Here is a 22,668-nt window from a genome sequence, read left to right as displayed (position 1 = left end):
CTAGGTAAGGGACAAAATTAAAAAGCAGGTAAAACAGATCCGTTGTATTTTTCTATGATAAATTGTTTGATTTTATCACTTTGTAGAGCTTGGGTTAAGGCTTTGATTTTTGGATCGTTTTCATGTCCCACTCTTATAACAAGAATGTTTGCATACGGACTTTCTTTATCTTCGATAAATACGCTATCTTTTGCAGGATTTAGATTTGCAGAGAGAGCGTAGTTGGAATTAATTACAGCAAAATCAACATCATCTAAAGCTCTTGGAAGTTGTGCGGGCTTTAATTCTACAAATTTAATTTTTTTAGGATTGTCTATAATATCAAGAGGTGTTTTTAAAGCCTTATCTTTAAATTTTGCCAAACCTTTTTTTGCAATAATATCTAAAGCTCTACTTTCATTGGTTGGATCATTTGGAATGGCGATTTTAACCCCTTCTTTAATATCATCTAGACTTTTGTATTTTTTGGAGTAAACAGCCATAGGTTCTATGTGTATGGCAGCTACTTTGATAAGTTTGGTGCCTTTGTTTTTATTAAATTCTTCCAAATAAGGAGTATGTTGGAAAAAATTTGCATCGGCTTCTCCGTTATCAACAGCTAGATTAGGTAAAACATAATCCGTAAATTCTTTGATTTCAAGTTTATAGCCTTGTTTTTCTAAATCAGGTTTTACTTGCTCTAGGATTTCAGCATGAGGGACGGGAGTTGCTGCAACTGTGATGGTTTCTAATGCATTTGCATTAAGACTTAATGTTAAAATACTTGCTATAAATAAAGATTTGATTTTCATTTTTTTCCTTTTTAGTCATTTTGTGCTTGCTTTAATCTTAATAAATTCACTCTGACTATCAGGAAGAAGCATATAAAAACTTGTTGATAGTCAGATTAGCGCATCTGATACATCATTCTATTTCCTTTAATTTTTTGTTTAAATTCTACTTAAAAAAACTTATATTTATCTTAAAAGGAGATATAATCTCCTTATTTTTTGAAACCTTTATAAAGCAAACTTCCTAAAAATAAGATAAAAACAATTACTTGCCAAAAGAAATTTTCATCATTGTTTATATTGATGACTATGCTAACTCCAAGTAAAATCAATAGAGTGGCAATAATATATGTAGTTTTACTATTTTTAGCCCAAGTATAAAATAAATTACCTAGAATTTGAACTAACTGAACTAATATAAGTAAAATAACTACAGTTTGAATCATAACTTCTTTGTTAAATCTTTCATAACCATAGCGAATAGCTACATCTCCTAATCCTCCACCACCGACAGTTCCAGCAAGAGCAGAAAAACCAATGGTAAAGATCAAAGTTAGGGTAATTCCGCTAATTATAGCAGGAAGGGCTTCACTAAAGATAACCTTGAAGATAATTTGAATATTGCTAGCACCATAACTTTTTGCTGCTTCTATGATTCCTTTGTCTATTTCTTTAAAAGCACTTTCAAGCATCTTTGCCAAATAAGGAGCTATTCCGATAGCTAAAGGAACTATGGCAGCATTTGTACCTATGCTTGTGCCTACTATGATTTTAGAAAGTGGTAAAAGAACAACTATAAGAATTAAAAATGGAAAGGCGCGCAGTATATTTGTAATAAAATCTAAAATGCTATAAGCGATTTTATTTTCTTTAATTCCATTTTTATCCCAAATAGCAAGTAAAATTCCAGGAATAATAGCCAATAAAAATCCAAATAGTACAGCCATTAAACTCATATAAATTGTTTCATTAAGTGCAGGTTTTAAAATGTTTTCATAATTTTCACTGAAACTTGTGATAGAACTTAAACTCACTTCTTTAATATCCTGCCAAGAAAATTCATTAAAAAATTGAGAAATTCTACTAAAAAAAGCACTGATGATAGAGATGTTTTCTTCATTCATGATGCCACCTCCCATAATACTCCACTTTTTTCTATGTAATCAAGAACCTTGTCTTTATCCTTTTCATTTATATTTATAACTAAATTTCCCAAGGCTTTTCCATTAAGTTTTTCTATTTTACCCCAAACTATGTTAAAGTCTATATTTAGAGTTCTTGCCATATGAGTGATGACACTATTTTGGGCAACTTCTTTTGGAAAGTAAAGTTTGATATTAAGTCCGTGCTCAGGTAAGAAGTCGCTTTCTCCTAAAAATTCTTTCATTTTAGCATTAGGCCTTAAAAAAAGCTCATCAATTGCTCCACTTCCTATGATTTGTCCATGTTCAAGTAATAAAGCTTTTTGAGCTATGTCTTTTACCACATCCATTTCGTGAGTTACTAAAACAACAGTAATCCCAAATTCAGCATTGATTTTAGATATAAGCTCTAAAATATTTTTTGTAGTGTTTGGATCAAGAGCCGAAGTAGCTTCATCGCTAAGTAAAATTTTTGGGTTTAAAGCTAAGGCTCTAGCAATAGCAACGCGTTGTTTTTGCCCCCCACTCAGTTCTCTTGGGTAGGATTTGTTTTTATGATCAAGTCCTACGATTTCAAGTAAAGAATTGACTTTTTGGGCAATTTCTTTTTCGCTCATGTATTCTTTATTAAAAAGCTTGGCATGAAATTTACACTGAGTATAGTGTGTTCTTAAGGGCATAGCAACATTTTCAAATACATTTTTGCGCTCCATTAGGGCAAAATTTTGAAAAATCATCCCTATATCTTTTCTAAGCATTCTCAGCTCTTTTGATTTTTTTTGACTTAAATCTTTAATTTCTTGATCAAAGACTTTTAAGCTTCCTTCTTGATAATTCTCAAGTCCATTAATACATCTTAAAAGAGTGGATTTTCCAGCTCCACTATGACCTACTATGGCGTAAATTTCGCCCTTTTTAATCTCCAAAGAAACATCGTTTATCACGAGTTCTTTGTCATAATATTTTTTTAAATTTTTTATTTTTATCAAATTTTTAACCTCTTAGATTTTGAAGTTCAACTGATATTTTTTCAAGTTGAATTTTTAAATTTTCTAGAGCTTCTTTATTTTGCTCCACCACCTCTTTAGGTGCGTTAGCAATGAATTTTTCATTTGAAAGCATGGAGTTAAGCTTGAAGCTTTCTTTTTCAAGCTTATTTTTTTGATTTTCAAGTCTTGTTAAAATACCACTTAAATCAACATTTTCAAGCGTAATGAAAATTTCTAAATTCTCGCTAACATCACATATTGCCTTTGGTAATTTTTCTTCACTAAATTCTATTTGCTCGCACTTTGCGAGCATCATGATAAAATTCATATAAGCTTTGATTTCATTTTTGATTTTTTTATCGTTAAATTTGATATAAGCTTTTTCTATTTTAGAATTTCCAAGATCGATTAAGCTTTTAGCACGACGGATGCCAACTATGCTTTCTATGAGTAAAGAAAAGATTTTTTCTATATTTTTATCTTGTTCTTTAAATTTTGGATATTTGCTTATCATAATAGAAGGGCTTGTTTTAAGTTCTGTATCACTTAGTTTGTGGTATAAATACTCGCTGATAAAAGGCATGAAAGGATTTAAAAGTTTTAAAGCTTCTTTGAAAATACTACCAAGTTCTTTAACGCTTGATTTTTCGGCTTTACTAAGTTCTATACCCCAATCGCAAAAATCATCCCAAAAGAATTTATATAGGGTATTAGCTGCATCATTAAAGCGATAATTGTCTAAATTTTCTCTTACATCTTTAACACAAGTTTGAAATTTGGCATAGATATATTTTGCTAATTCTGAATGAAGTGTAATATTTTCTAAATCTTCAAATTTACTTTCATTTAAAAGCAGATAATTTGTAGCATTATAAATTTTATTTGTAAAATTTCTAACTTGCAAAAGTTTATCATTACTAAGCTTGATATCACGTCCTTGTATAGCAAGAAGTGCTAAAGTAAAGCGTAAAATATCAGCACTATATTCTTTAATGCTTTCATTTGGATCGATAACATTTCCAAGGCTTTTGCTCATCTTTCTACCTTGTTCATCTTTTACGAGAGCGTGTAAATAAATATCTTTAAAAGGAAGTTGATGTAAGGCATTAGTGCTTTGAAACATCATTCTAGCCACCCAGAAAAATAAAATATCAAAACCTGTAATGAGTAAAGAATTGGGATAAAAATCTTTTAAATCCTTTTCAGACCAAATTTTATCTTTACCCCAATTTTCATTCCCCCAACCTAAAGTACTCATAGCCCAAAGCCCCGAAGAAAACCAAGTATCAAGCACATCTTCATCTTGTTTGAAATTTTGACTTTGGCATTTCGGACAAGTTTTAGGCGTATGTTGGCTTGCCCATTCATGAGAGCATTCACAATAATAGACAGGAATTTGATGTCCCCACCAAAGTTGTCTTGAAATACACCAATCTCTTAAATCTTTCATCCAGGCATTAAAGCTATTTATCCAGTGATTTGGGTAAAATTTACTTTCTCCAAGCGCAACTTTTTCTATACTTTCTTGGGCGATTTCTTTTTTTACAAACCATTGTTTGGAGATATAAGGTTCAACTATATTGTTGCAACGATAACAATATCCTACTTGATTGTTATACTCTTCTATTTTTTCTATAAAACCAAGACTTTCAAGTTTGGTTACGATTTTTTCTCTTGCTTCTAAGCGTTCTAAACCTTGAAACTCTAAACAATGTTCGTTTAAAATTCCTTTTTCATTAAAAACACTTATAAATTCTAAATTATGCTTAAGTCCTACTTCATAATCATTCATGTCATGTGCGGGAGTAACTTTTACAACTCCTGTTCCAAATTCTTTTTCTACATGTTCATCAGCTATGATTTTAATGGCTTTTTTGCTTATAGGCAAAATCACTTCTTTACCCACAAATTTAGTATAGCGTTCATCATCAGGATGCACCATAACTGCAGTATCGCCAAAAAAAGTTTCAGGACGCGTTGTGGCTACTACTAAAAATTCATCGCTATCTTTTAAAAAGTATTTAATATGATAAAGTTTTCCTTTGTTTTCTTTGTATTCAACTTCTATATCACTTAAAGCGCCATCGTGAGTGCACCAATTTATCATGTAGTTTCCACGTACAATAAGTCTTTTATCATAAAGTTCCACAAAGGCTTTTTTTACGGCATTAACCAAACCTTCATCCATAGTAAAACGCAAGCGACTCCATGCAGGAGTGATGCCTAGTGTTCTCATTTGGTCTAAAATTTTTCCACCGCTTTGCTCTTTCCACTCCCAGACTTTTTCTATAAATTTCTCTCTACCTAGTTCTTCTTTTTTAATGCCTTGAGCAAGGAGTTGTTTTTCTACAACATTTTGAGTGGCAATACCTGCGTGATCAAGTCCTGGTTGATAAAGAACCTTATAACCGTCCATTCTTTTATAACGCGTCATAATATCTTGCAGAGTAAAAGTTAAAGCATGTCCTATGTGTAAAACTCCAGTGACATTAGGAGGAGGCATCATAATGCAGAAATTTTTATCTTTTTCTTGTATGGTTTTATTGCCATCGATCTCAAAATATCCGCGTTCTTCGCAAATTTGATAATACTCTTTTTCTAAATTTTTATCATACATTATTTGCCTTTATTGTTTTAGCTTATTTAATAGAGCTAATTTCTATAATTTCACAAAACGGGAAGAAATATTGTGCTGTATTAAGTCCAGTTTTCAAACTTTTGATATGTTTAGAAAAATCACTTCCTTTGCCATCTTTTTTAATTTGAAGTTTAAGTCTTTCTAAAATTTCTTCACGTGCTACATGTTCATTTAATTCTTTTGGATTGTTTAAATATGGGCTTAATCTATCTAGACTAATATATTTATAAGCTTTTTTCATATCTGAAAAGATAATTTCTTTGTTATAGATAGTTAATTTCATTTCCCCTTTTGGTAGCATTTTAACAAAAATACTTAGATAATAATCTTTTGCATTATCTTGTATAACGCTTAGCATATCTTTTAACAGATTGATTCTGTATTGGCTTAAAAATTTTCCATCTAAAACATAAACTTTCATATTTTCTGTGCTAAGTTCAGGTTCTAAACGACTGTTTTTTCCTATGCTTAGATACTCTCTAGCGGTATTTAGATATTTATTTTTGTTTGATTTGTTTGATTGAAGTTCTTTTTTTACAGCTCTTTCTCTTTCTAAGATCTTTTGTTGTTTGCTGATTTCTTTTTTAAGAGCTTCTATTTTGGCTTGTTTATTTTCTTGTTTTAATTTTTCTTTATCCGTATCTAAAATTTGCTTATTTTCATTTGTATTAATATTATTACTTGTATTGGTGTCATTATTTAAGCTTTGATTGTTTTCGCTTATTGATGTATTAAATGTATTGTTATTTAAGCTTTGATTTTCATCTAATGGGTTTGTTTCTTGCTTTTGGATGGTATTGTTATTAATATTTATATCTGATGAACTATTGTTGGTTTGGATCGAAGGTGAATAGGAATTATCGTAGTTATTGGTATACGATTTTTGTTCGGTGTAAGTGTTGGTATTTAAGGTGTAATTCTTTGGTTTTGAATATTCAAAAAGATAATAATATGTTCCACCTAATATCACAATAACAGCAATTAATATGCCAACAATAATAGAAAAAATTTTCAAATTCATTTGCTATCCCTTAAAAACAGAAAGTTAAATAATTTTAGCATTGTACTATAATCTAATATAAAGTAATTTTAAATTTCTATATTTTTAAGTAATTTTTTTTTATAATTTTAACTTTTATAAGGAAAATAATGCCACTTTCAAAATTAAATAATGAACAATATCTTGCTGCTACTGCTGATTTTGGACACAATCTTGTTATTGCAAGTGCAGGGACGGGAAAAACTTCTACTATTGTTGCAAGAATTTCTTATCTTTTAAGCAAGGGAGTGGCACCTCAAAAAATCATGCTTTTAACTTTCACAAACAAAGCCAGCAAAGAAATGATAGGGCGTTTAGGGAAATTTTTTGATAAAAATATTACCAGTAAAATACTTGCAGGAACTTTTCATAGTACGGCTTATACCTTACTTAGAAATGCGGATAAAAATATAGCCTTAAAGCAAGCAAGCGAGTTAAAAACTCTACTTAAAAGTGTCTATGAAAAAAGAACTTTTAGGCATTTAAGTGATATAAAACCTTATCAATCAAGTTATTTATATGATCTTTATTCTTTGTTTCAAAACAAAGCACACAATCAAGATTTTTATACTTGGTTTTGTCAAAACTACGAAGATCAAAGTATTTATGCTGAAATTTATGAAGATATTTTAAAAGAATATGATAATGAAAAAAAGCGTTTTAATTATGTAGATTTTAATGACTTACTTATCGATCTAAAAGAGCTTTTAAAAGAAGAAAAATATGAATTTGATGAAATTTTAGTAGATGAATATCAAGACACAAACACTTTGCAAAGTTCCTTAATAGAGGCTTTTCATAGTAAAAGTTTGTTTTGCGTAGGGGATTATGATCAAAGTATTTATGCTTTTAATGGAGCGGATATTAATATCATAGGTGGGTTTAAAGATCGTTTTAAAGATGCAAAAATTTTTTCTTTAAATAAAAACTACCGTTCATCAAGAAGTATTTTAGCTTTGGCTAATAAAGTGATTTTAAATAATGAAAGATTATATCCAAAAGAACTTATTGTTACAAGAAATGATGAGTTTAAAGCCCCATCTTTGCTTACTTTTGAAGAATTATTTGATCAGTATCAAAATATAGCCAAAATGATACTTACAAGCGGAGTAAGTTTGGAAGAAATTGCCGTGATTTTTCGCAACAACTCAAGTGCTGATGGGGTTGAAGTAGCTTTAAGGGAGCAGGGTATTGCAAGTGTGAGAAAGGGAAGTGGAAGTTTTTTTGAAAGTTTGGAAGTTAAAGCTTTTAGCTCCATGCTTGCGCTTGTGGTAAATCCTAAAGATATCATGGCTTTTATTCATTTGGTTCAATATACCAAGGGTGTGGGTGGAGTTTTAGCAAAAGAAATTTTTGACGCACTTTTAAAATTAGGGCATGGAAATTTAATAAAAGGTTTTTTAGATCCTGATAAAAATGTAAATTTGCAAAATCATCAAAAAAGAAATTATCAACTTGGGCTTTTTGCAGATTTGGAAGAATTAGCCAGCGAAACTCGTTTTAAATTTGAGAGTGAATTTGATGCACATCCTATTTTAAGACTTTCAAAAATCAATGATTTGTGCGCTAGAAATTTGGAAAAAATCTATCTTTTTTTAAAAAAAGCTATGGAAATAAAACATTCTTTGACTTTAGTCAATTTAATTTGTGAAAATTCTTTTTATAGAGAAATTTGCGAAGAACTTGCAACCAAAAGAGCGACAAATAAAGCAGGGCAGGTGGATTTATTAAGAAAGAGTGAAAATTTAGAAAAAATAGAAACAAAATTCAATGTCTTAAAAGAGCTTACAAAAAATTATAGCGATATTTACAAGTATTATAATTTTCTAACTTTAGGTGCAAGCGAAATGAGTAGTGGCAAAGGAGTTAATTTGCTTAGCGTGCATGCGAGTAAAGGCTTGGAATTTGATCTTGTTTTTGTGATTGATCTTGCGCAAGGTCGCTTTCCTAATCAAAAGCTTATGGGAATGGGTGGAAGCTTAGAAGAAGAAAGAAGACTTTTTTATGTTGCGGTAACTAGGGCAAAAAATATACTTTATTTAAGTTATGCTAAATATGATAAAAACAAAAAAACTTCTTTTGCTCCTTCTCGTTTTCTTATAGAAGCAGGGCTTTGCAAGGGAGAGTTAACTATAGATTGATAAAATTTCCTTTCAAGTAAGTTATATTATAAAGAAAGGTTTATTTTATGAAAAAAATATTAATTTTAAGTTTAGTAGCAGCAAGTTTTTTAAATGCTGAAATTTTAGTTTATGGTCCAGGTGGTCCTGCTTCTGTGCTAAAAGAGCTTGCTTTAAAATTTGAGGAAAAAACAAAAGAAAAGGTGATTGTAACCGCAGGTCCAACTCCAGCTTGGATAGATAAAGCAAAAGAAAATGCAGATTTGATTTTTTCAGGCAATACTTCAATGATGGATGATTTTGCTAAAAAAATTCCAAGTTTAAGTTTGGAAAATTTAAGCGTTTTAAATGTGCGTCCATCAGGTATTATCGTGCGTCCAAATAATCCAAAAAATATTAAAAATTTTGAAGACATTTTAAAAGATGGCGTAAATGTTATGGTGGTTGATGGTGCAGGACAAGTTGGACTTTATGAAGATATGGCTTTAAAAAGTGCAAAAAGAGAAAATTTGGTAAAATTACGTAAAAATATAAAAATTTATGCTAAAAATTCCAAAGCTGCTGTAGATGAGTGGAATAACAATCCAAATATTGATGTTTTAATCATTTGGTCTCATTGGGCAAAGGCTTTAGGCGATGATAAAGCTTTATTTATCAAAGATAAAAATGCAGTGATTTATCGTGCAGCTGAAATAGCTCCTACAAAAAAAGGTTTAGAAAATAAAAAAGCTTTAGAATTTGTAGATTTTATTAAGAGTAAGGAAGCTCAAAAAGTGTGGAAAAAATATACTTGGAAAGAAATAAAATAATTTTCAGTGAAATTAAAAATAATTAATATTTATAGGATATAATTACTCCTAAAACATTAATTGTAATAATGTTTAAAATATCAAAAAAGGAAATTAAATGAGTACAGTAAATTTTAAAGGAAATCCTGTAAAACTTAAAGGAAATTCAGTAGAAGTTGGAGCAGATGCTCCTAAGGTAAATCTTAAAGCTAAAGATTTAAGCGTGATTGAAATCGGTGCAGCGGGTAAAACTCAAATCATTTTAAGTGTTCCAAGCTTAGATACACCAGTTTGTGCTACAGAGGCTAGAGAATTTAATAAAAAAGTAGCCAGTTACAATGGTGCTGAAGTGATTGTAGTAAGTATGGATTTACCTTTTGCTATGGGAAGATTTTGCAGTACAGAAGGTATTGAAAATTTAAGTGTCGCAAGTGATTTTGTGGCAAAAGAATTTGGTGAAAAATATGGTGTTTTGATAAATGAAGGTGCTTTAGAAGGGCTTTTAGCTCGTGCTGTATTTGTGATTAAAGAGGGTAAAGTGGCATATAAAGAACTTGTAAATGAAATCACAGAAATGCCAGATATTGCAAAACTTGATGCATTTTTTGGTGGTTCTAGCTGCTGCGGTGGTTGTGGTTGCCATTAATTTTGATTAAGCCCATTCTTAGGGCTTAATTTTTACATCTTCATTTTTTTTATTATTTTAAGTTGATTATATTTTAATTGTTAAGTTGATTATTTTTAATATTTATTTTGTGTAAGAAAAATATAAAAAGGACAATAAAACTCCTATAAAATAGAGCTTTAAAATTATTATTTTTATTAAAATTTCAAGAGATTTTTATACTCCATTTTTTATAATAAGATGATTTTTTTATTTTGGAGGAATAAGGATGAATAGAAGGGATTTTATTAAAAATACCGCTATTGCAAGTGCTGCTAGTGTTGCAGGACTTAGTGTTCCAAGCTCTATGCTTGGCGCGCAAGAAGAAGATTGGAAATGGGATAAGGCTGTTTGTAGATTTTGTGGAACTGGCTGTGGAATTATGATAGCCAGAAAAGATGGCAAAATCGTAGCAACAAAAGGTGATCCTGCAGCACCCGTAAATCGCGGACTTAATTGTATCAAAGGTTATTTTAATGCTAAGATCATGTATGGTGAAGATCGTCTTGTTATGCCTTTACTTCGCATGAATGAAAAAGGCGAATTTGATAAAAAAGGCAAATTTCAACAAGTTTCTTGGCAAAGAGCCTTTGATGAAATGGAAAAACAATTTAAAAAAGCCTACAATGAACTCGGCGTTACAGGTATAGGGATTTTTGGTAGTGGGCAATACACCATCCAAGAAGGTTATGCTGCTTTAAAACTTGCAAAAGCGGGCTTTAGAACAAATAATATCGATCCAAATGCAAGACATTGTATGGCCTCTGCAGTGGTTGGTTTTATGCAAACTTTTGGTGTAGATGAGCCATCAGGCTGTTATGATGATATAGAGCTTACAGATACTATTATCACTTGGGGGGCTAATATGGCTGAAATGCACCCAATCCTTTGGTCAAGAGTAAGCGATAGAAAACTAAGCAATCTTGATAAGGTCAAAGTTGTTAATCTAAGTACTTTTTCTAACCGTACTTCAAATATTGCTGATATTGAAATTATTTTTAAACCAAATACAGATTTGGCTATTTGGAACTACATAGCAAGAGAGATTGTTTATAATCATCCAGAGGCTATGGATATGAAATTTATCAAAGATCACTGCGTATTTGCAACTGGTTATGCTGATATTGGTTATGGTATGAGAAATAATCCAAATCATCCAAAATTTAAAGAAAGTGAAAAAGATACAGTTGAAAAAGAAAATGTAATCACTCTAGACGATGAAGAGGCTACTTCTTTATCTTATCTTGGCGTTAAAGCGGGTGATAAATTTGAAATGAAACATCAAGGTGTGGCTGATAAAAACTGGGAAATTTCTTTTGAAGAATTTAAAAAAGGTTTAGCCCCTTATACTTTGGAATACACTGCAAAAGTAGCCAAAGGTGATGATAATGAGTCTTTGGAAGATTTTAAGAAAAAACTTCAAGAATTAGCTAATCTTTACATAGAGAAAAATCGCAAAGTCGTAAGTTTTTGGACTATGGGCTTTAATCAACACACAAGAGGTTCTTGGGTAAATGAACAAGCTTATATGGTGCATTTTTTACTAGGAAAGCAAGCTAAACCAGGTAGTGGAGCCTTTTCTTTAACAGGACAGCCAAGTGCCTGTGGAACAGCTAGGGAAGTAGGAACTTTCTCGCATCGTTTGCCTGCAGATATGGTTGTAGCCAATCCAAAACACAGAGAAATTTCTGAAAAAATTTGGAAAGTTCCTGCAAAGACCATCAACCCAAAACCAGGCTCTCCTTATCTTAATATCATGAGAGATTTAGAAGATGGAAAAATTAAATTTGCATGGGTGCAAGTGAATAATCCATGGCAAAACACTGCAAATGCAAATCACTGGATCGCAGCAGCAAGAGAAATGGATAATTTTATTGTTGTAAGTGATTGTTATCCTGGAATTTCAGCAAAAGTAGCTGATCTTATTTTACCAAGTGCTATGATTTATGAAAAATGGGGTGCTTATGGTAATGCTGAAAGAAGAACTCAACATTGGAAACAACAAGTTTTACCTGTAGGTGCTGCCATGAGTGATACTTGGCAAATTTTAGAATTTGCAAAACGCTTTAAGCTTAAAGAAGTTTGGAAAGAGCAAAAAGTGGATAATAAGCTTACCTTGCCAAGTGTTTTAGAAGAGGCAAAAGCTATGGGTTATAGTGAAGATGATACACTTTTTGATGTGCTATTTGCCAATAAAGAAGCAAAAAGCTTTAATCCAAACGATGCTATCGCAAAAGGCTTTGATAATACTGATGTTAAAGGCGATGAGAGAAAAATTCAAGGCAGTGATGGAAAAGAATTTACAGGTTATGGCTTTTTCGTTCAAAAATACCTTTGGGAAGAATATCGTAAATTTGGCTTAGGACACGGACATGATTTAGCGGATTTTGATACCTATCATAAAGTAAGGGGTTTAAGATGGCCTGTGGTTAATGGCAAGGAAACACAATGGAGATTTAATACTAAATTTGATTATTATGCTAAAAAAGCGGCTCCAAATTCAGATTTTGCTTTTTATGGTGATTTTAACAAAATGCTTACAAATGGGGATTTAATAGCTCCTAAAGATGAAAAAGAGCACAGTATTAAAAATAAGGCTAAAATTTTCTTTAGGCCATTTATGAAAGCACCTGAAAGACCAAGTAAAGAGTATCCATTCTGGCTTGCAACAGGAAGGGTTTTAGAGCATTGGCATAGTGGAACTATGACTATGCGTGTGCCTGAGCTTTACCGCGCTGTGCCTGAAGCACTTTGCTATATGAGTGAGAAAGATGGAGAGAAATTAGGCTTAAATCAAGGTGATTTGGTTTGGGTGGAATCTCGTCGTGGTAAAGTAAAAGCAAGAGTAGATATGCGTGGAAGAAACAAACCGCCTGTAGGACTTGTATATGTGCCGTGGTTTGATGAGAATGTATATATCAATAAAGTTACTTTGGATGCGACTTGTCCGCTTTCAAAACAAACTGACTTTAAAAAATGTGCTGTAAAAATTTACAAGGCTTAATTTAGGGTTTTGATTAAATGAAAGGTAGAAGAGAATTTTTCGTTAGTGCCTTTAAGGCTGTATGTTTATGTACAGGAGGCGGATTTTTGGCTAATTTGGCTTTAAAAGCCGATGATAATTATGCTTTGCGTCCTCCTGGGGCTGAAGATGAAGCTAGGTTTTTAAGCAAATGTATTCGTTGTGGGCTTTGTGTAAAAGCCTGTCCTTATGATACTTTAAAGCTTGCTAGCTTGTTAGATAGTCCAAAAAATGGCACACCTTTTTTTAAGGCAAGAGAAATTCCTTGTTATCTTTGTAAGGATATTCCTTGCATTAGAGAATGTCCAACCGATGCTTTAGATAAAAAGCATTTAGAACAGGGTATAGAATCTTTGAAAATGGGTATTGCTATTGTTGATAGTGCTTCTTGTGTGGCACACTGGGGAATTCAATGTGATGCTTGTTATAGAGCTTGTCCTTTGATAGATAGGGCTTTAAAACTTGAGCTTAAACGCAATGAACGCACCGCCAAGCATGCTTTTTTACTACCTAGCGTGGATCATGAAGTGTGTGTAGGTTGTGGGCTTTGTGAACTTGCTTGTATTACTGAAAAACCGGCCATTCGTGTTTTGCCAAGGGAGTATGTATTGGGAAAAGCAGGATCTCATTATGTAAAAGGCTGGGATGAAAAAGATGAAGGTCGTATAAAAAATGCAGTTACTTCAAAACATTTTGATGCTAAAAAAGCAACCAATTATTTAAATAATGGAGAACTGTGATGAAGTATTTAATTGCTAGACGCATCGTTCAGCTTGGAATTTTAGCGCTTTTTAGTTTTAAAGCTACAGATTTTATCTTGCAGGGAAATTTAAGTTCTTCTAGACTTTTTAATACCATACCTTTAAGCGATCCTTTTGCGGTTTTGCAAATCATTTTAGCAAGCTGGAGTATAGATTTAATGGCTTTAATAGGAGCTTTGATTATATTTTTTATCTATGGTTTGCTTTTAGGAAGGGTTTTTTGCTCTTGGGTTTGTCCTGTTAATTTAATCACAGATTTTGCTGCTTTTGTGCGAAATAAATTAACCCTTAATAATAAATTTTTAATTTTGCCTAAAAATTTACGCTATTTTGTATTGGTCTTGGTTTTAGTCCTTTCTTTTGTATTTTCATTGCCCGTGTTTGAAAGTTTTTCTTATATAGGAATGATACATAGAGGGATTATTTTTGCTACAAGTTCTTGGATTTTTGTAGCCTTTATACTTTTTTGTATCGATACTTTTTTAAGCCCTAGGGCAATTTGTTCACACTTTTGTCCACTAGGAGCTTTTTATGCTTTTATTTCTCGTTTTGCTTTGCTTAAAATAAAGCATGATAGTGATAAATGCACTAAATGTTATGAATGTATCCGTATTTGTCCTGAAAAACAGGTTTTGTGGATGGTTGGAAAAGAAAGTACTAGCGTGAAATCAGGAGAGTGTATAAGGTGTGCAAGATGTATAGAAGTTTGTAATGATGATGCTTTGAATTTTAATATTTTTGATTTAAGGAATAAATAATGAAGAAGAAATTGGTTTTATTAGGAAGTGCTGCAGTGGTATTTTTTGCAGCTTGCGCAATGAATAGTGGGGTAAGTTCGGAACAAATTGGACTTAGAAAAGCAAGTTTAGAAAATGAAAATAAAGTAAATTTAGTGGAAGCAAATTTCACAACTTTACAACCTGGGGAATCTACTCGTTTTGAGCGTTCTTATGAAAATGCACCACCATTAATTCCGCATGCTATTGAAGATTTGTTACCTATAACTAAAGATAACAATATGTGTTTAAGCTGCCATGATAAGGCTATAGCAGCAGATGCTGGTGCAACTCCACTTCCTGCTAGTCATTATTATGATTTTAGACACAATAAAACCACAGGAGATATGATTAGCGACAGTCGTTTTAATTGTACTCAGTGTCATGTTCCACAAAGCGATGCAAAACCTTTAGTGGGAAATAGCTTTAAACCTGAATTTAAAAATGAACAATTAAAAAGTCGTTCAAATTTAATTGATGTGATTAATGAGGGTGTAAAGTAGATAAATGAAAAAATTTCTTTTTATTTTGAGTCTTTTTTGTGTTTTGTCTTATGCTTATGAGCTGAAATTAAATGCCAATATAACAGCTTTAAAGCTTGATAAGAAAAACTTATATATAGGCACTGATAAAGGTGAAATTTTACAATATAACATTAAAGATAAAAGTTTAAAAGAACTTTTATCTTTGCCAAAGATTAAAAATTATTATGGCGATGATTTTGCTAAAATTTACAACATTGATGTTTTTAAACATACACTTTTAATACTTAGCGAGGGTGATTTTGGTGCTAAAAATTTAAGTTTTTATAAGGAAAATTTACAAATCAAAAAGCTCGAAGAAAATAGCATAATAAAAGCATTTTTTATCAATGAAAATACTTATCTTTTGATTTCTATTGGTTCTGAAATAGAATTGATTGATAAAAGCTTAAAGAATATAAAAAAATTTAATTTTTCCCATTCTAGTCTTAATGATGCAGTTTTAAATGAAGATAAGAGTAGACTAGTTGCAGGTTTTGAGAGTGGCGAAGTAGAACTTTTTGATTTGAAAAATTGGAAGATGTTAAAAAACTATGATAAAATGCATAAAGATAATATCTATCAAGTAGATTTTAAAAATAATATTATTTTAAGTTGTGGAACGGATAGGCGTATAGGAGTTGTAAAAAATGAAGAGCAAAATTTTTTGCAAAAAGATTTTTTGATATATACTTGTGCTTTAAGTCCTAATGGAGAATTCGCTGTTTATAGCGATAATGAAGCTGGAGTTAGTGAAGTTTTTAGCACAAGTGATTTTAAGCCTGTTAAAACTTTTAATAATGAAAATTTGATGAGTGAGTTTATTATTTTTCTAAACAATAAAGATTTTATCGTTTCAGGCTTTGGTGATAGTATAATGTTTAGGAGTATTGATGAATAATCTTTCTAGTGTTTTGATTTTAGCAAAAGAAGAATATATAAATGATTTAAAAAAGGCTATATCTGAAATTCCTTTTTGTTCTGTAGAACTTTGTGAAAATGAAAAGATTATAGTTGTGATTGAAAGTGAAAATTTAGAAGATGAATTAAACTCTTATAAAATGCTTGAGAAATTGCCAAATATTATCAGTATTAATATGGTTTTTTCTTATCAAGATTTAAATGATGATATCCAAAAAGCAATCAATAGTGGCGCAATAGAAACGATAGAAAAAAATGAAAATGCTGAGAATGTTCGCTACTATGGTAGTGTATTTAATCAATTTTCTTAAAGTGTAAAGATGGTATTTTTAATCCCATTGCTTATTATAATTGGTGTTATTTTTGGAATTGATTATGTGTATTTTAAAAATCAAGATTTAAAAGTGCAAGTTAAAAAAGAACAAAAAGAATTAAATTCTAGTTTAGAGAAAGAAAAAAAAGAATATATAGAAAAATTGTTTAAAACAAAATAGACATTAAAAATCATTTTATTTTCTTAAAGATAAATTAAAAAGCTTTTTGCTAGAATTAAAGAAAAATTTTAGGAAACAGTGATGAAAAATACAGTCACTGAAGCTTCTATCTATGAGGCTCAAGGGTTAAAAGACGAAGCTTTAGAAATTTATAAAAATATCTTAAAAGAAGATCCGGATAACCAAAACGCTATTGATGCGGTTCGTCGTCTTAGTGGTTTTAGATCCAAGCATAAAGACTTAAACACTCAAATGTTGGATTTTTTTATTAATATGAAAAGCGATGAAGAAATTAATGAATTTAAAAGGTGGTTGATAAAAATATGAATTTGGAAGATTTAGCTAAAAAAACCATTAGCGAAGTTAGCTCTATCATGGAAGAGCAAAGAAGACAAAATGAAATTTTAAAAGAACAAGAATTAAATAGAAAAACTGAAATAAAAGATGAATTACCGCCTATGGAGTTTGTATGCGAAGAGCTCGATACTCCGCAAGACTTAGAAGATAAAATTTCTATGGCAAAATTTGAAGAAGAGCAAAAAATACAAAATAATATTGAAATTTCTACTCAGGAAAATAAAGAGTTTAAAAAAGAAGAGCCTTTTTTACAAAGTGAAATTTTAAATCCTAGTGTTATGACAGAGGTTCAAACGCTTAATGAGGATATTTTTTTAAAACATCTTAGAGAGAGAATTTTAGTTCTTTTTGAAGGTTTAAATAGTATAAAAAAAGATGATCTTGAAAATAGGTTAAACTTGACCATAAATTTTTTAGAGTTTTTACTTGCAAATATCGAAGATAAGCTTAAAAAATAATTCCGATTTACAGTTTATTGCTGAGTTTTTAAAGCCTTATACCAAACGAGCGTATTTGGTTGGAGGTAGCGTTAGGGATTTGTTTTTAGGTTTAAAAATTTGTGACTATGATATAGAGCTTTATGATATAAAACTTAAAGATTTTGAAAAGATTATGCAAAAATTGGGTGCACAAGGCTTTGGAAAAAGTTTTTTTGTGTATAAGTTTAAAAATTATGATTTAGCTCTTGCTAGAACTGAAAACAAAATAAGCTATGGACATAAAGGTTTTGAAGTTCAAATTTGCAATGATGAAAAACTTGGCGCCAAAAGACGCGATTTTACCATAAATTCTATGATGATTAATCTTTTTAACGATGAGTTTTTAGATTTTTACGGAGGATTAAAAGATCTAGGAGCAGGCTTTTTAAGGCATATTGACAAACAAAGCTTTCAAGAGGATAGTTTAAGAGTATTAAGAGCGGTAGTATTTGCTTCAAGGTTTAACTTTAAGATAACTAGTGAAAGCTTGAAATTGATGCAAAGTATGGATATAACTGATCTTAGTAAAGATAGGATCAATGCGGAGCTTTATAAATTCTTTAAAAGTCCTAGACTTGATGTTGGCTATAGATATTTGCAAGAACTTGACTTAGAAAAACAGATTTTCGGCTTTGAGAGTATTTTTAAGAGTTTGGAATTTCAAAATTTACTCAGACAAAGTAGAGAATTTGTAAAAAGCGATGCTTTATTCTTGTATTTGTATTTGAATTTTTTTAATTTAGAAAAAGATATATTTTTTAAAAGAACTAAACTTAAAAAAGAATACCTAAAATACGCAAATCAAGCTTTTTATCTTGATGATATAAGTGATTTTGAACTAGCAAAAATTGCTTTTGAAATGCCTTTGAAGGAATGGCTTGGACTTTGGAGTAAAAAGCGTATTGAGCAAGCTAAAAGATTAGGGCTTTATGAGAATAAGTTTGAAAGTAAAATTTTAGCAAAAGATTTCATAAATGCTGGATTTTGTGGTAAAATTCTTGGTTTAAAGCTTCAAGAAGCAAGAGAGAATGAATTAAAAGAATATATAAAAGGTTTAGCTAAATGATTTCTGTATTAAAAATTTGCACCAAAGATCAAAAAGGTTTAATTTATAGAATTTCTGATGTTATTTTTAAATATCATATCAATATAGTAAAAAACGATGAATTTGTAGGCGAAGGAATGTTTTTTTTTCGTGCTCTTTTAGAAGGTGAATTTGATAAAGAAGCTTTTATAGGAACGCTTGAAGCTATGCTTGGACAAGAATCCTTGATAGAACTTTGCGAGAAGAGAAAAAAAGATATTGTTGTTTTTGCTACTAAAGAAAGTCATTGTTTGGGAGATTTGCTAATAAAGCATTATAGTAACGAACTTGAAGCAAATATCAAAGCTGTGATTTCAAATCACAACTCTTTAAAGGATTTAGTTGAGAAATTTGAAATTCCTTATCATTTTATCAGCGCTGAAAATTTAGATCGAAAAGAGCAAGAAAATCAGATTTTAAAATGTCTTGAACAATATAAATTTGATTATTTGGTTTTGGCAAAATATATGCGAATTTTATCTCCTGATTTTGTTAGGCATTTTGAAGGTAAGATTATAAATATTCACCATTCTTTTTTACCTGCATTTATAGGAGCAAATCCTTATAAACAAGCCTTTGAAAGAGGGGTTAAAATAATTGGAGCTACGGCACATTTTGTAAATAATAATCTTGATGAAGGTCCTATTATCACTCAAGCTGTTTTACCTGTAAACCATGAATTTACTTGGCAAGATATGCAGCAAGCAGGTAGAAATATAGAAAAAGATGTTCTTTCAAAAGCACTTGATTTGGTTTTTGAAGATAGAATTTTTATACATAATAATAAAACTATAATATTTTAATGCGATAATTTTACTATAGTTTTATTTAAAGCATTAAAAAAATAATCAATATCCTCTTTTTCATGCGTATAATGCAAGCTTATTCTTAACCAACCTGGTTTTGTTTTAAGTTTTTGATTATCTTTTAAGCCTAGCAAATCATGACCATAAGGCCCAGCACAAGCACATCCAGCGCGTGTTTCTATGTGGTATTTTTTACTAAGTTCGTAAGCGATATCAAAAGGAGAAATTCCTTTGATATTGAAAGCAAAAATAGGCAATCGGGTTTTTAAATTCTTTGCGTATAAAATTAAGTTAGGTATAGTTTTTAGTTTCTCAAAAAAATAATCTTTTAGAATTTCTTCTTTTTTTTCTATATTTTTAATCCCTATAGAATCTTTGATTTTAAAAGCTAAGCTAGCGCGAATGAGTTGTAAAATTCCAGGTGTTCCTCCTTCTTCTAAAGCTTCTTCATTGCAAAGGTAGCATTGTGAAGTGCGAGAAACATAGCCCACAGTTCCACCTGCTGCAAAGCTAGGCTTGTTTCCACAAAGATCTTTTTTGATGGCTAAAAGTCCAGAACCACCAATACCACCGATTAATTTATGAGAACTTATAAACAACGCATCATAGTATTGACAAGATATGTTTTTATAGGGAATAAAACTAGATGCATCAAAAGCAACTATCCCTTTAAATTTACGAACCATTTCAGAAATGCGTTTGTAATCACTTAGTATCCCAGTAACATTTGAAGCTAAAGAAAAGCTAGCGATTATTTTTCTTTTTTTGTTTTTTTGTAAAGTTTTTTCTAGAAAATCAAAATCAATTTCCCCATTTTTATCCAAGGGAATTCTAATACATTCGCACAAGCCTTCTCGAAATGAAAGTTCATTAGAATGATGCTCATAAGGCCCTACGATAACTAAAGGTAAAGTATTTTTATCAATTTGCGTAAAATATCTTTCTTTTACAAGAGGGGGAATGTAAATGCCGATCAATTCTTGAAATTTTTTAATAGCACTGCTTGATCCTGTTCCACAAGCTATAAGGGCAAAATTTTCATCTAATGATAAACTTTTTTTTATATCTTTTCTTGCTTGTTCGTAAATTTGTTGAGTTTTAAAAGAATTTAAAGAGCTATCAGAATGTGTGTTTGCATAGGTTGGGAGAATTTTTGAAATTTCTTTTTCTACACATTTTAGAGCTAAAGCACTTGCTGTGAAGTCAAAATGCAAAATACCTTTTTTTAAGATCAATTCTTTTTTTAAATCTGAAATTTGCAAATACAATCCTTATAAAAATTTGCTAAAATTATACTATAAAAATGCTTTATAAAAGGAAAAATATAAAATTTAAGAACTTTGTAGATTTGCATAAGAATTTGTCTTTAAGTAAGCTTTTTGATTTTTATAGCGTGTTTGAAGGTTTTGAAAAATTAAACATTTTAAATTTTGAAGACGATGTATTTACAAATATAGAGCGAATTTTGCTTGATGACTATCTAAAAATTAAAAGTTATTTCGCCTTGGATGAAACAAGTTCTTACGCTCTTACTTTACTAGCTAAAAACAATCGCAAGCGTTTTTCTATCAATAGAAAAATTCAGCATTTTAAAGCTTTATCTACACTTAAATATCTTTTAGAAACAGGTATAATAAAACTTGAGTATAGTAAGGAAGCTAAAAAAATAAAAGATAAAAGACAAAAAATCAAAAAAGAACTAAGATCTTATGTTGTCCAAGATAAGATTATATTTAGCAACCATTTTACTCGTTTCTTTTTTTATTTTTTAAAGCCCAATGAAAAGCTTATTTTGCAAAATCGTTATAAAGAAGTTTTAGAATGTATTAAGGAAAAATTTGAACTTTATCAAAGTTTTTGTTTTGAACAGCTTTCTAGAGAATTGCTTGAGAAAAAATTCAATATCAATGGAGCGCAAAGTTACTGGGATAAGAATTTAGAACTTGATCTTTATTATCAAGATGAAAATTTGTGTTTTGTCGGAGAGGTTAAATTTAAAAATAAAAAAATTTGTAAAAATATTTTAAATCTTTTAAAATCAAAAGCAAAGTCTTTAAATTTGGCTCCAAATTATTACATTATAATCTCAAAAAATGGTTTTAGCAAGGAATTTGATAAAATATGCGAACAGAATTTGCTTTTACTTGATTTGAATGATTTTAAGATTTTATTAGAGGAATGATAAATGAATGAAAGTATTTTAAAAAGTTTAGACTCAAATGAAAAAGAAACCCTACAAAAAGGCTTAGAAAGTCTTATAGAACAAACTTATGTAATAGAAAATGAATACAAAACTTTAAATGAAAACTATAATTCCTTACGCGCAATGGTTGATGAGATTATAGAGGTATTGCCTAGTGCACTTTGGATTTTAGATAAAGAAAAAAATATTATTTTACAAAATCAAGAAGCCTTGAAAAATCCAAAATTACTTAGTATCATTAGTCTTGATAAAATTCGCGATGAGCTTGAATTTGAAGGTAGGTTTTATGCGGTAAAAATCATAGCACATAATGAAAAAACTATAGTTTCAGCTACAGATATTAGCGATGAAAAACGCAATGAAAGGCTTGCAAGCATGGGCAGTGTGGCGGCTCATTTGGCACATGAGATAAGAAATCCTATTGGATCTATATCTTTACTTACTTCAACCCTTTTTGCTCGTAGTGAGCTTAAAAATAAGCATATAGTTCTTGAAATCCAAAAGGCTATTGCTAGAGTAGAGCGTATCGTAAATTCAACTTTACTTTTTACTAAGGGTGTGCACATCAATGCTTTAAATTTTAATCTTTTAGAGTTAAAAGAAGAGTGTGAAAGTGCCATTAACTCTTATAATTTTACTTCTCAAATAGACTTTGAAATATCTTTTTTGGATAAGCAGATTTGTGCTGATAAAGCTCTTCTTGGTTTGGTTTTGCAAAATTTGATTTATAATGCTATTGATGCGATAGAAGAAAGCGAATGTGAAAAGCCTATGATTAAAATTTTAGCAAGTTGTGATAATGAAAAAATATGCATCAGAGTGTATGATAATGGTTGTGAAATAAAAGATGAGAAATTAGTTTTTGAAGCTTTTAAAACAACAAAACTTAAAGGCAATGGGCTTGGTTTGTCTCTTTCTAAAGAAATCATAAACGCTCATAAGGGAGAGTTAAGTTTTCAAAGCGATCCTAAGAATTTTTATTTTACCTTACCTTTGGTGTGATAAATATTTTCTTTTCACCCCAAAACGGAACAGATTTTGCTTATATTATTTTAATATATTTAGGTTGAAGGCAAAAAAATCTAAATCAAGGA

At 30.4% G+C, this 22,668-nt stretch carries 22 protein-coding genes; 16 read left to right on the top strand and 6 right to left on the bottom strand.

The window, feature by feature from the left end:
- Positions 1–17: 17 nt before the first annotated feature.
- From ELQ07_RS07780 to ELQ07_RS07760, 5 genes are all read right to left on the bottom strand, one after another.
- Positions 18–791, bottom strand: a complete 774-nt coding sequence (locus tag ELQ07_RS07780; RefSeq protein WP_070316504.1) for a MetQ/NlpA family ABC transporter substrate-binding protein — start codon at positions 789–791, stop codon at positions 18–20.
- A gap of 191 nt (positions 792–982) precedes the next feature.
- Positions 983–1,894, bottom strand: coding sequence for a methionine ABC transporter permease (locus ELQ07_RS07775; protein WP_002861419.1), 912 nt, complete (start codon positions 1,892–1,894; stop codon positions 983–985).
- On the bottom strand, positions 1,891–2,901 hold the full coding sequence (locus ELQ07_RS07770) for a methionine ABC transporter ATP-binding protein (RefSeq protein ID WP_134224965.1): 1,011 nt from the start codon (positions 2,899–2,901) through the stop codon (positions 1,891–1,893). Before ELQ07_RS07770 ends, ELQ07_RS07775 begins: the two co-directional genes overlap by 4 nt.
- A gap of 4 nt (positions 2,902–2,905) precedes the next feature.
- Complete coding sequence (locus ELQ07_RS07765) at positions 2,906–5,518, bottom strand: valine--tRNA ligase (protein WP_088303691.1); 2,613 nt, start codon at positions 5,516–5,518, stop codon at positions 2,906–2,908.
- 22 nt (positions 5,519–5,540) lie between these two features.
- Positions 5,541–6,560, bottom strand: coding sequence for a hypothetical protein (locus ELQ07_RS07760; RefSeq protein WP_070277349.1), 1,020 nt, complete (start codon positions 6,558–6,560; stop codon positions 5,541–5,543).
- A 128-nt stretch (positions 6,561–6,688) separates the two neighbouring features.
- On the opposite strand from ELQ07_RS07760, the gene ELQ07_RS07755 reads away from it, so the two are divergent.
- The 14 genes from ELQ07_RS07755 (at position 6,689) to purU (ending at position 19,368) form a co-directional block, all read left to right on the top strand.
- On the top strand, positions 6,689–8,719 hold the full coding sequence (locus tag ELQ07_RS07755; protein ID WP_134224964.1) for an ATP-dependent helicase: 2,031 nt from the start codon (positions 6,689–6,691) through the stop codon (positions 8,717–8,719).
- Positions 8,720–8,766: 47 nt separating this feature from the next.
- Entirely contained in the window at positions 8,767–9,507 is a 741-nt protein-coding gene (gene peb2 / locus ELQ07_RS07750) for an AcfC family adhesin PEB2 (RefSeq protein ID WP_088303689.1), read from the top strand.
- Between the two features lie 97 nt (positions 9,508–9,604).
- Positions 9,605–10,132, top strand: coding sequence for a thiol peroxidase (tpx, locus tag ELQ07_RS07745; RefSeq protein WP_002856712.1), 528 nt, complete (start codon positions 9,605–9,607; stop codon positions 10,130–10,132).
- 247 nt (positions 10,133–10,379) lie between these two features.
- The gene (gene napA / locus ELQ07_RS07740; RefSeq protein ID WP_002861425.1) at positions 10,380–13,154 is read left to right on the top strand and encodes a periplasmic nitrate reductase subunit alpha; all 2,775 of its coding nucleotides are present in this window, start codon (positions 10,380–10,382) and stop codon (positions 13,152–13,154) included.
- A gap of 17 nt (positions 13,155–13,171) precedes the next feature.
- On the top strand, positions 13,172–13,912 hold the full coding sequence (gene napG, locus ELQ07_RS07735; protein WP_134224963.1) for a ferredoxin-type protein NapG: 741 nt from the start codon (positions 13,172–13,174) through the stop codon (positions 13,910–13,912).
- Positions 13,909–14,691 carry a quinol dehydrogenase ferredoxin subunit NapH gene (napH, locus tag ELQ07_RS07730; RefSeq protein WP_010891886.1) on the top strand — a complete coding sequence of 261 codons (783 nt, stop codon included), beginning with the start codon at positions 13,909–13,911 and terminating at the stop codon, positions 14,689–14,691. The genes napG and napH overlap by 4 nt, the downstream gene beginning before the upstream one ends.
- Entirely contained in the window at positions 14,688–15,212 is a 525-nt protein-coding gene (locus ELQ07_RS07725; protein WP_010891887.1) for a nitrate reductase cytochrome c-type subunit, read from the top strand. Before napH ends, ELQ07_RS07725 begins: the two co-directional genes overlap by 4 nt.
- 4 nt (positions 15,213–15,216) lie before the next feature.
- On the top strand, positions 15,217–16,131 hold the full coding sequence (locus ELQ07_RS07720; RefSeq protein ID WP_134224962.1) for a WD40 repeat domain-containing protein: 915 nt from the start codon (positions 15,217–15,219) through the stop codon (positions 16,129–16,131).
- Positions 16,124–16,462, top strand: a complete 339-nt coding sequence (locus ELQ07_RS07715) for a chaperone NapD (RefSeq protein WP_002852435.1) — start codon at positions 16,124–16,126, stop codon at positions 16,460–16,462. The genes ELQ07_RS07720 and ELQ07_RS07715 overlap by 8 nt, the downstream gene beginning before the upstream one ends.
- Before the next feature lie 9 nt (positions 16,463–16,471).
- Complete coding sequence (gene tatA2, locus ELQ07_RS07710) at positions 16,472–16,645, top strand: Sec-independent protein translocase subunit TatA2 (RefSeq protein WP_002852615.1); 174 nt, start codon at positions 16,472–16,474, stop codon at positions 16,643–16,645.
- A 78-nt stretch (positions 16,646–16,723) separates the two neighbouring features.
- Positions 16,724–16,972 carry a tetratricopeptide repeat protein gene (locus tag ELQ07_RS07705; RefSeq protein WP_002859818.1) on the top strand — a complete coding sequence of 83 codons (249 nt, stop codon included), beginning with the start codon at positions 16,724–16,726 and terminating at the stop codon, positions 16,970–16,972.
- Positions 16,969–17,460, top strand: coding sequence for a hypothetical protein (locus ELQ07_RS07700; RefSeq protein WP_002856776.1), 492 nt, complete (start codon positions 16,969–16,971; stop codon positions 17,458–17,460). The genes ELQ07_RS07705 and ELQ07_RS07700 overlap by 4 nt, the downstream gene beginning before the upstream one ends.
- Entirely contained in the window at positions 17,429–18,547 is a 1,119-nt protein-coding gene (locus tag ELQ07_RS07695) for a CCA tRNA nucleotidyltransferase (RefSeq protein ID WP_070316497.1), read from the top strand. The genes ELQ07_RS07700 and ELQ07_RS07695 overlap by 32 nt, the downstream gene beginning before the upstream one ends.
- Entirely contained in the window at positions 18,544–19,368 is an 825-nt protein-coding gene (gene purU / locus ELQ07_RS07690; RefSeq protein ID WP_134224961.1) for a formyltetrahydrofolate deformylase, read from the top strand. The genes ELQ07_RS07695 and purU overlap by 4 nt, the downstream gene beginning before the upstream one ends.
- Here purU and ELQ07_RS07685 read toward each other — a convergent pair.
- The gene (locus ELQ07_RS07685; RefSeq protein ID WP_079747907.1) at positions 19,365–20,639 is read right to left on the bottom strand and encodes an aminotransferase class V-fold PLP-dependent enzyme; all 1,275 of its coding nucleotides are present in this window, start codon (positions 20,637–20,639) and stop codon (positions 19,365–19,367) included. The genes purU and ELQ07_RS07685 overlap by 4 nt on opposite strands.
- Before the next feature lie 35 nt (positions 20,640–20,674).
- Here ELQ07_RS07685 and ELQ07_RS07680 point away from each other — a divergent pair, with 35 nt between their 5' ends.
- Together ELQ07_RS07680 and flgS are read left to right on the top strand one after the other, a co-directional pair.
- On the top strand, positions 20,675–21,553 hold the full coding sequence (locus tag ELQ07_RS07680; RefSeq protein WP_088303684.1) for a DUF234 domain-containing protein: 879 nt from the start codon (positions 20,675–20,677) through the stop codon (positions 21,551–21,553).
- 3 nt (positions 21,554–21,556) lie between these two features.
- Positions 21,557–22,576, top strand: coding sequence for a fla regulon two-component system sensor histidine kinase FlgS (flgS, locus tag ELQ07_RS07675; RefSeq protein ID WP_088303683.1), 1,020 nt, complete (start codon positions 21,557–21,559; stop codon positions 22,574–22,576).
- Positions 22,577–22,668: the final 92 nt, after the last annotated feature.

Origin of the sequence: Campylobacter sp. US55 (assembly GCF_004378955.1) — a bacterium.
GTDB lineage: Bacteria > Campylobacterota > Campylobacteria > Campylobacterales > Campylobacteraceae > Campylobacter_D > Campylobacter_D jejuni.
This window is presented reverse-complemented; position numbering and strand designations above follow the sequence as displayed.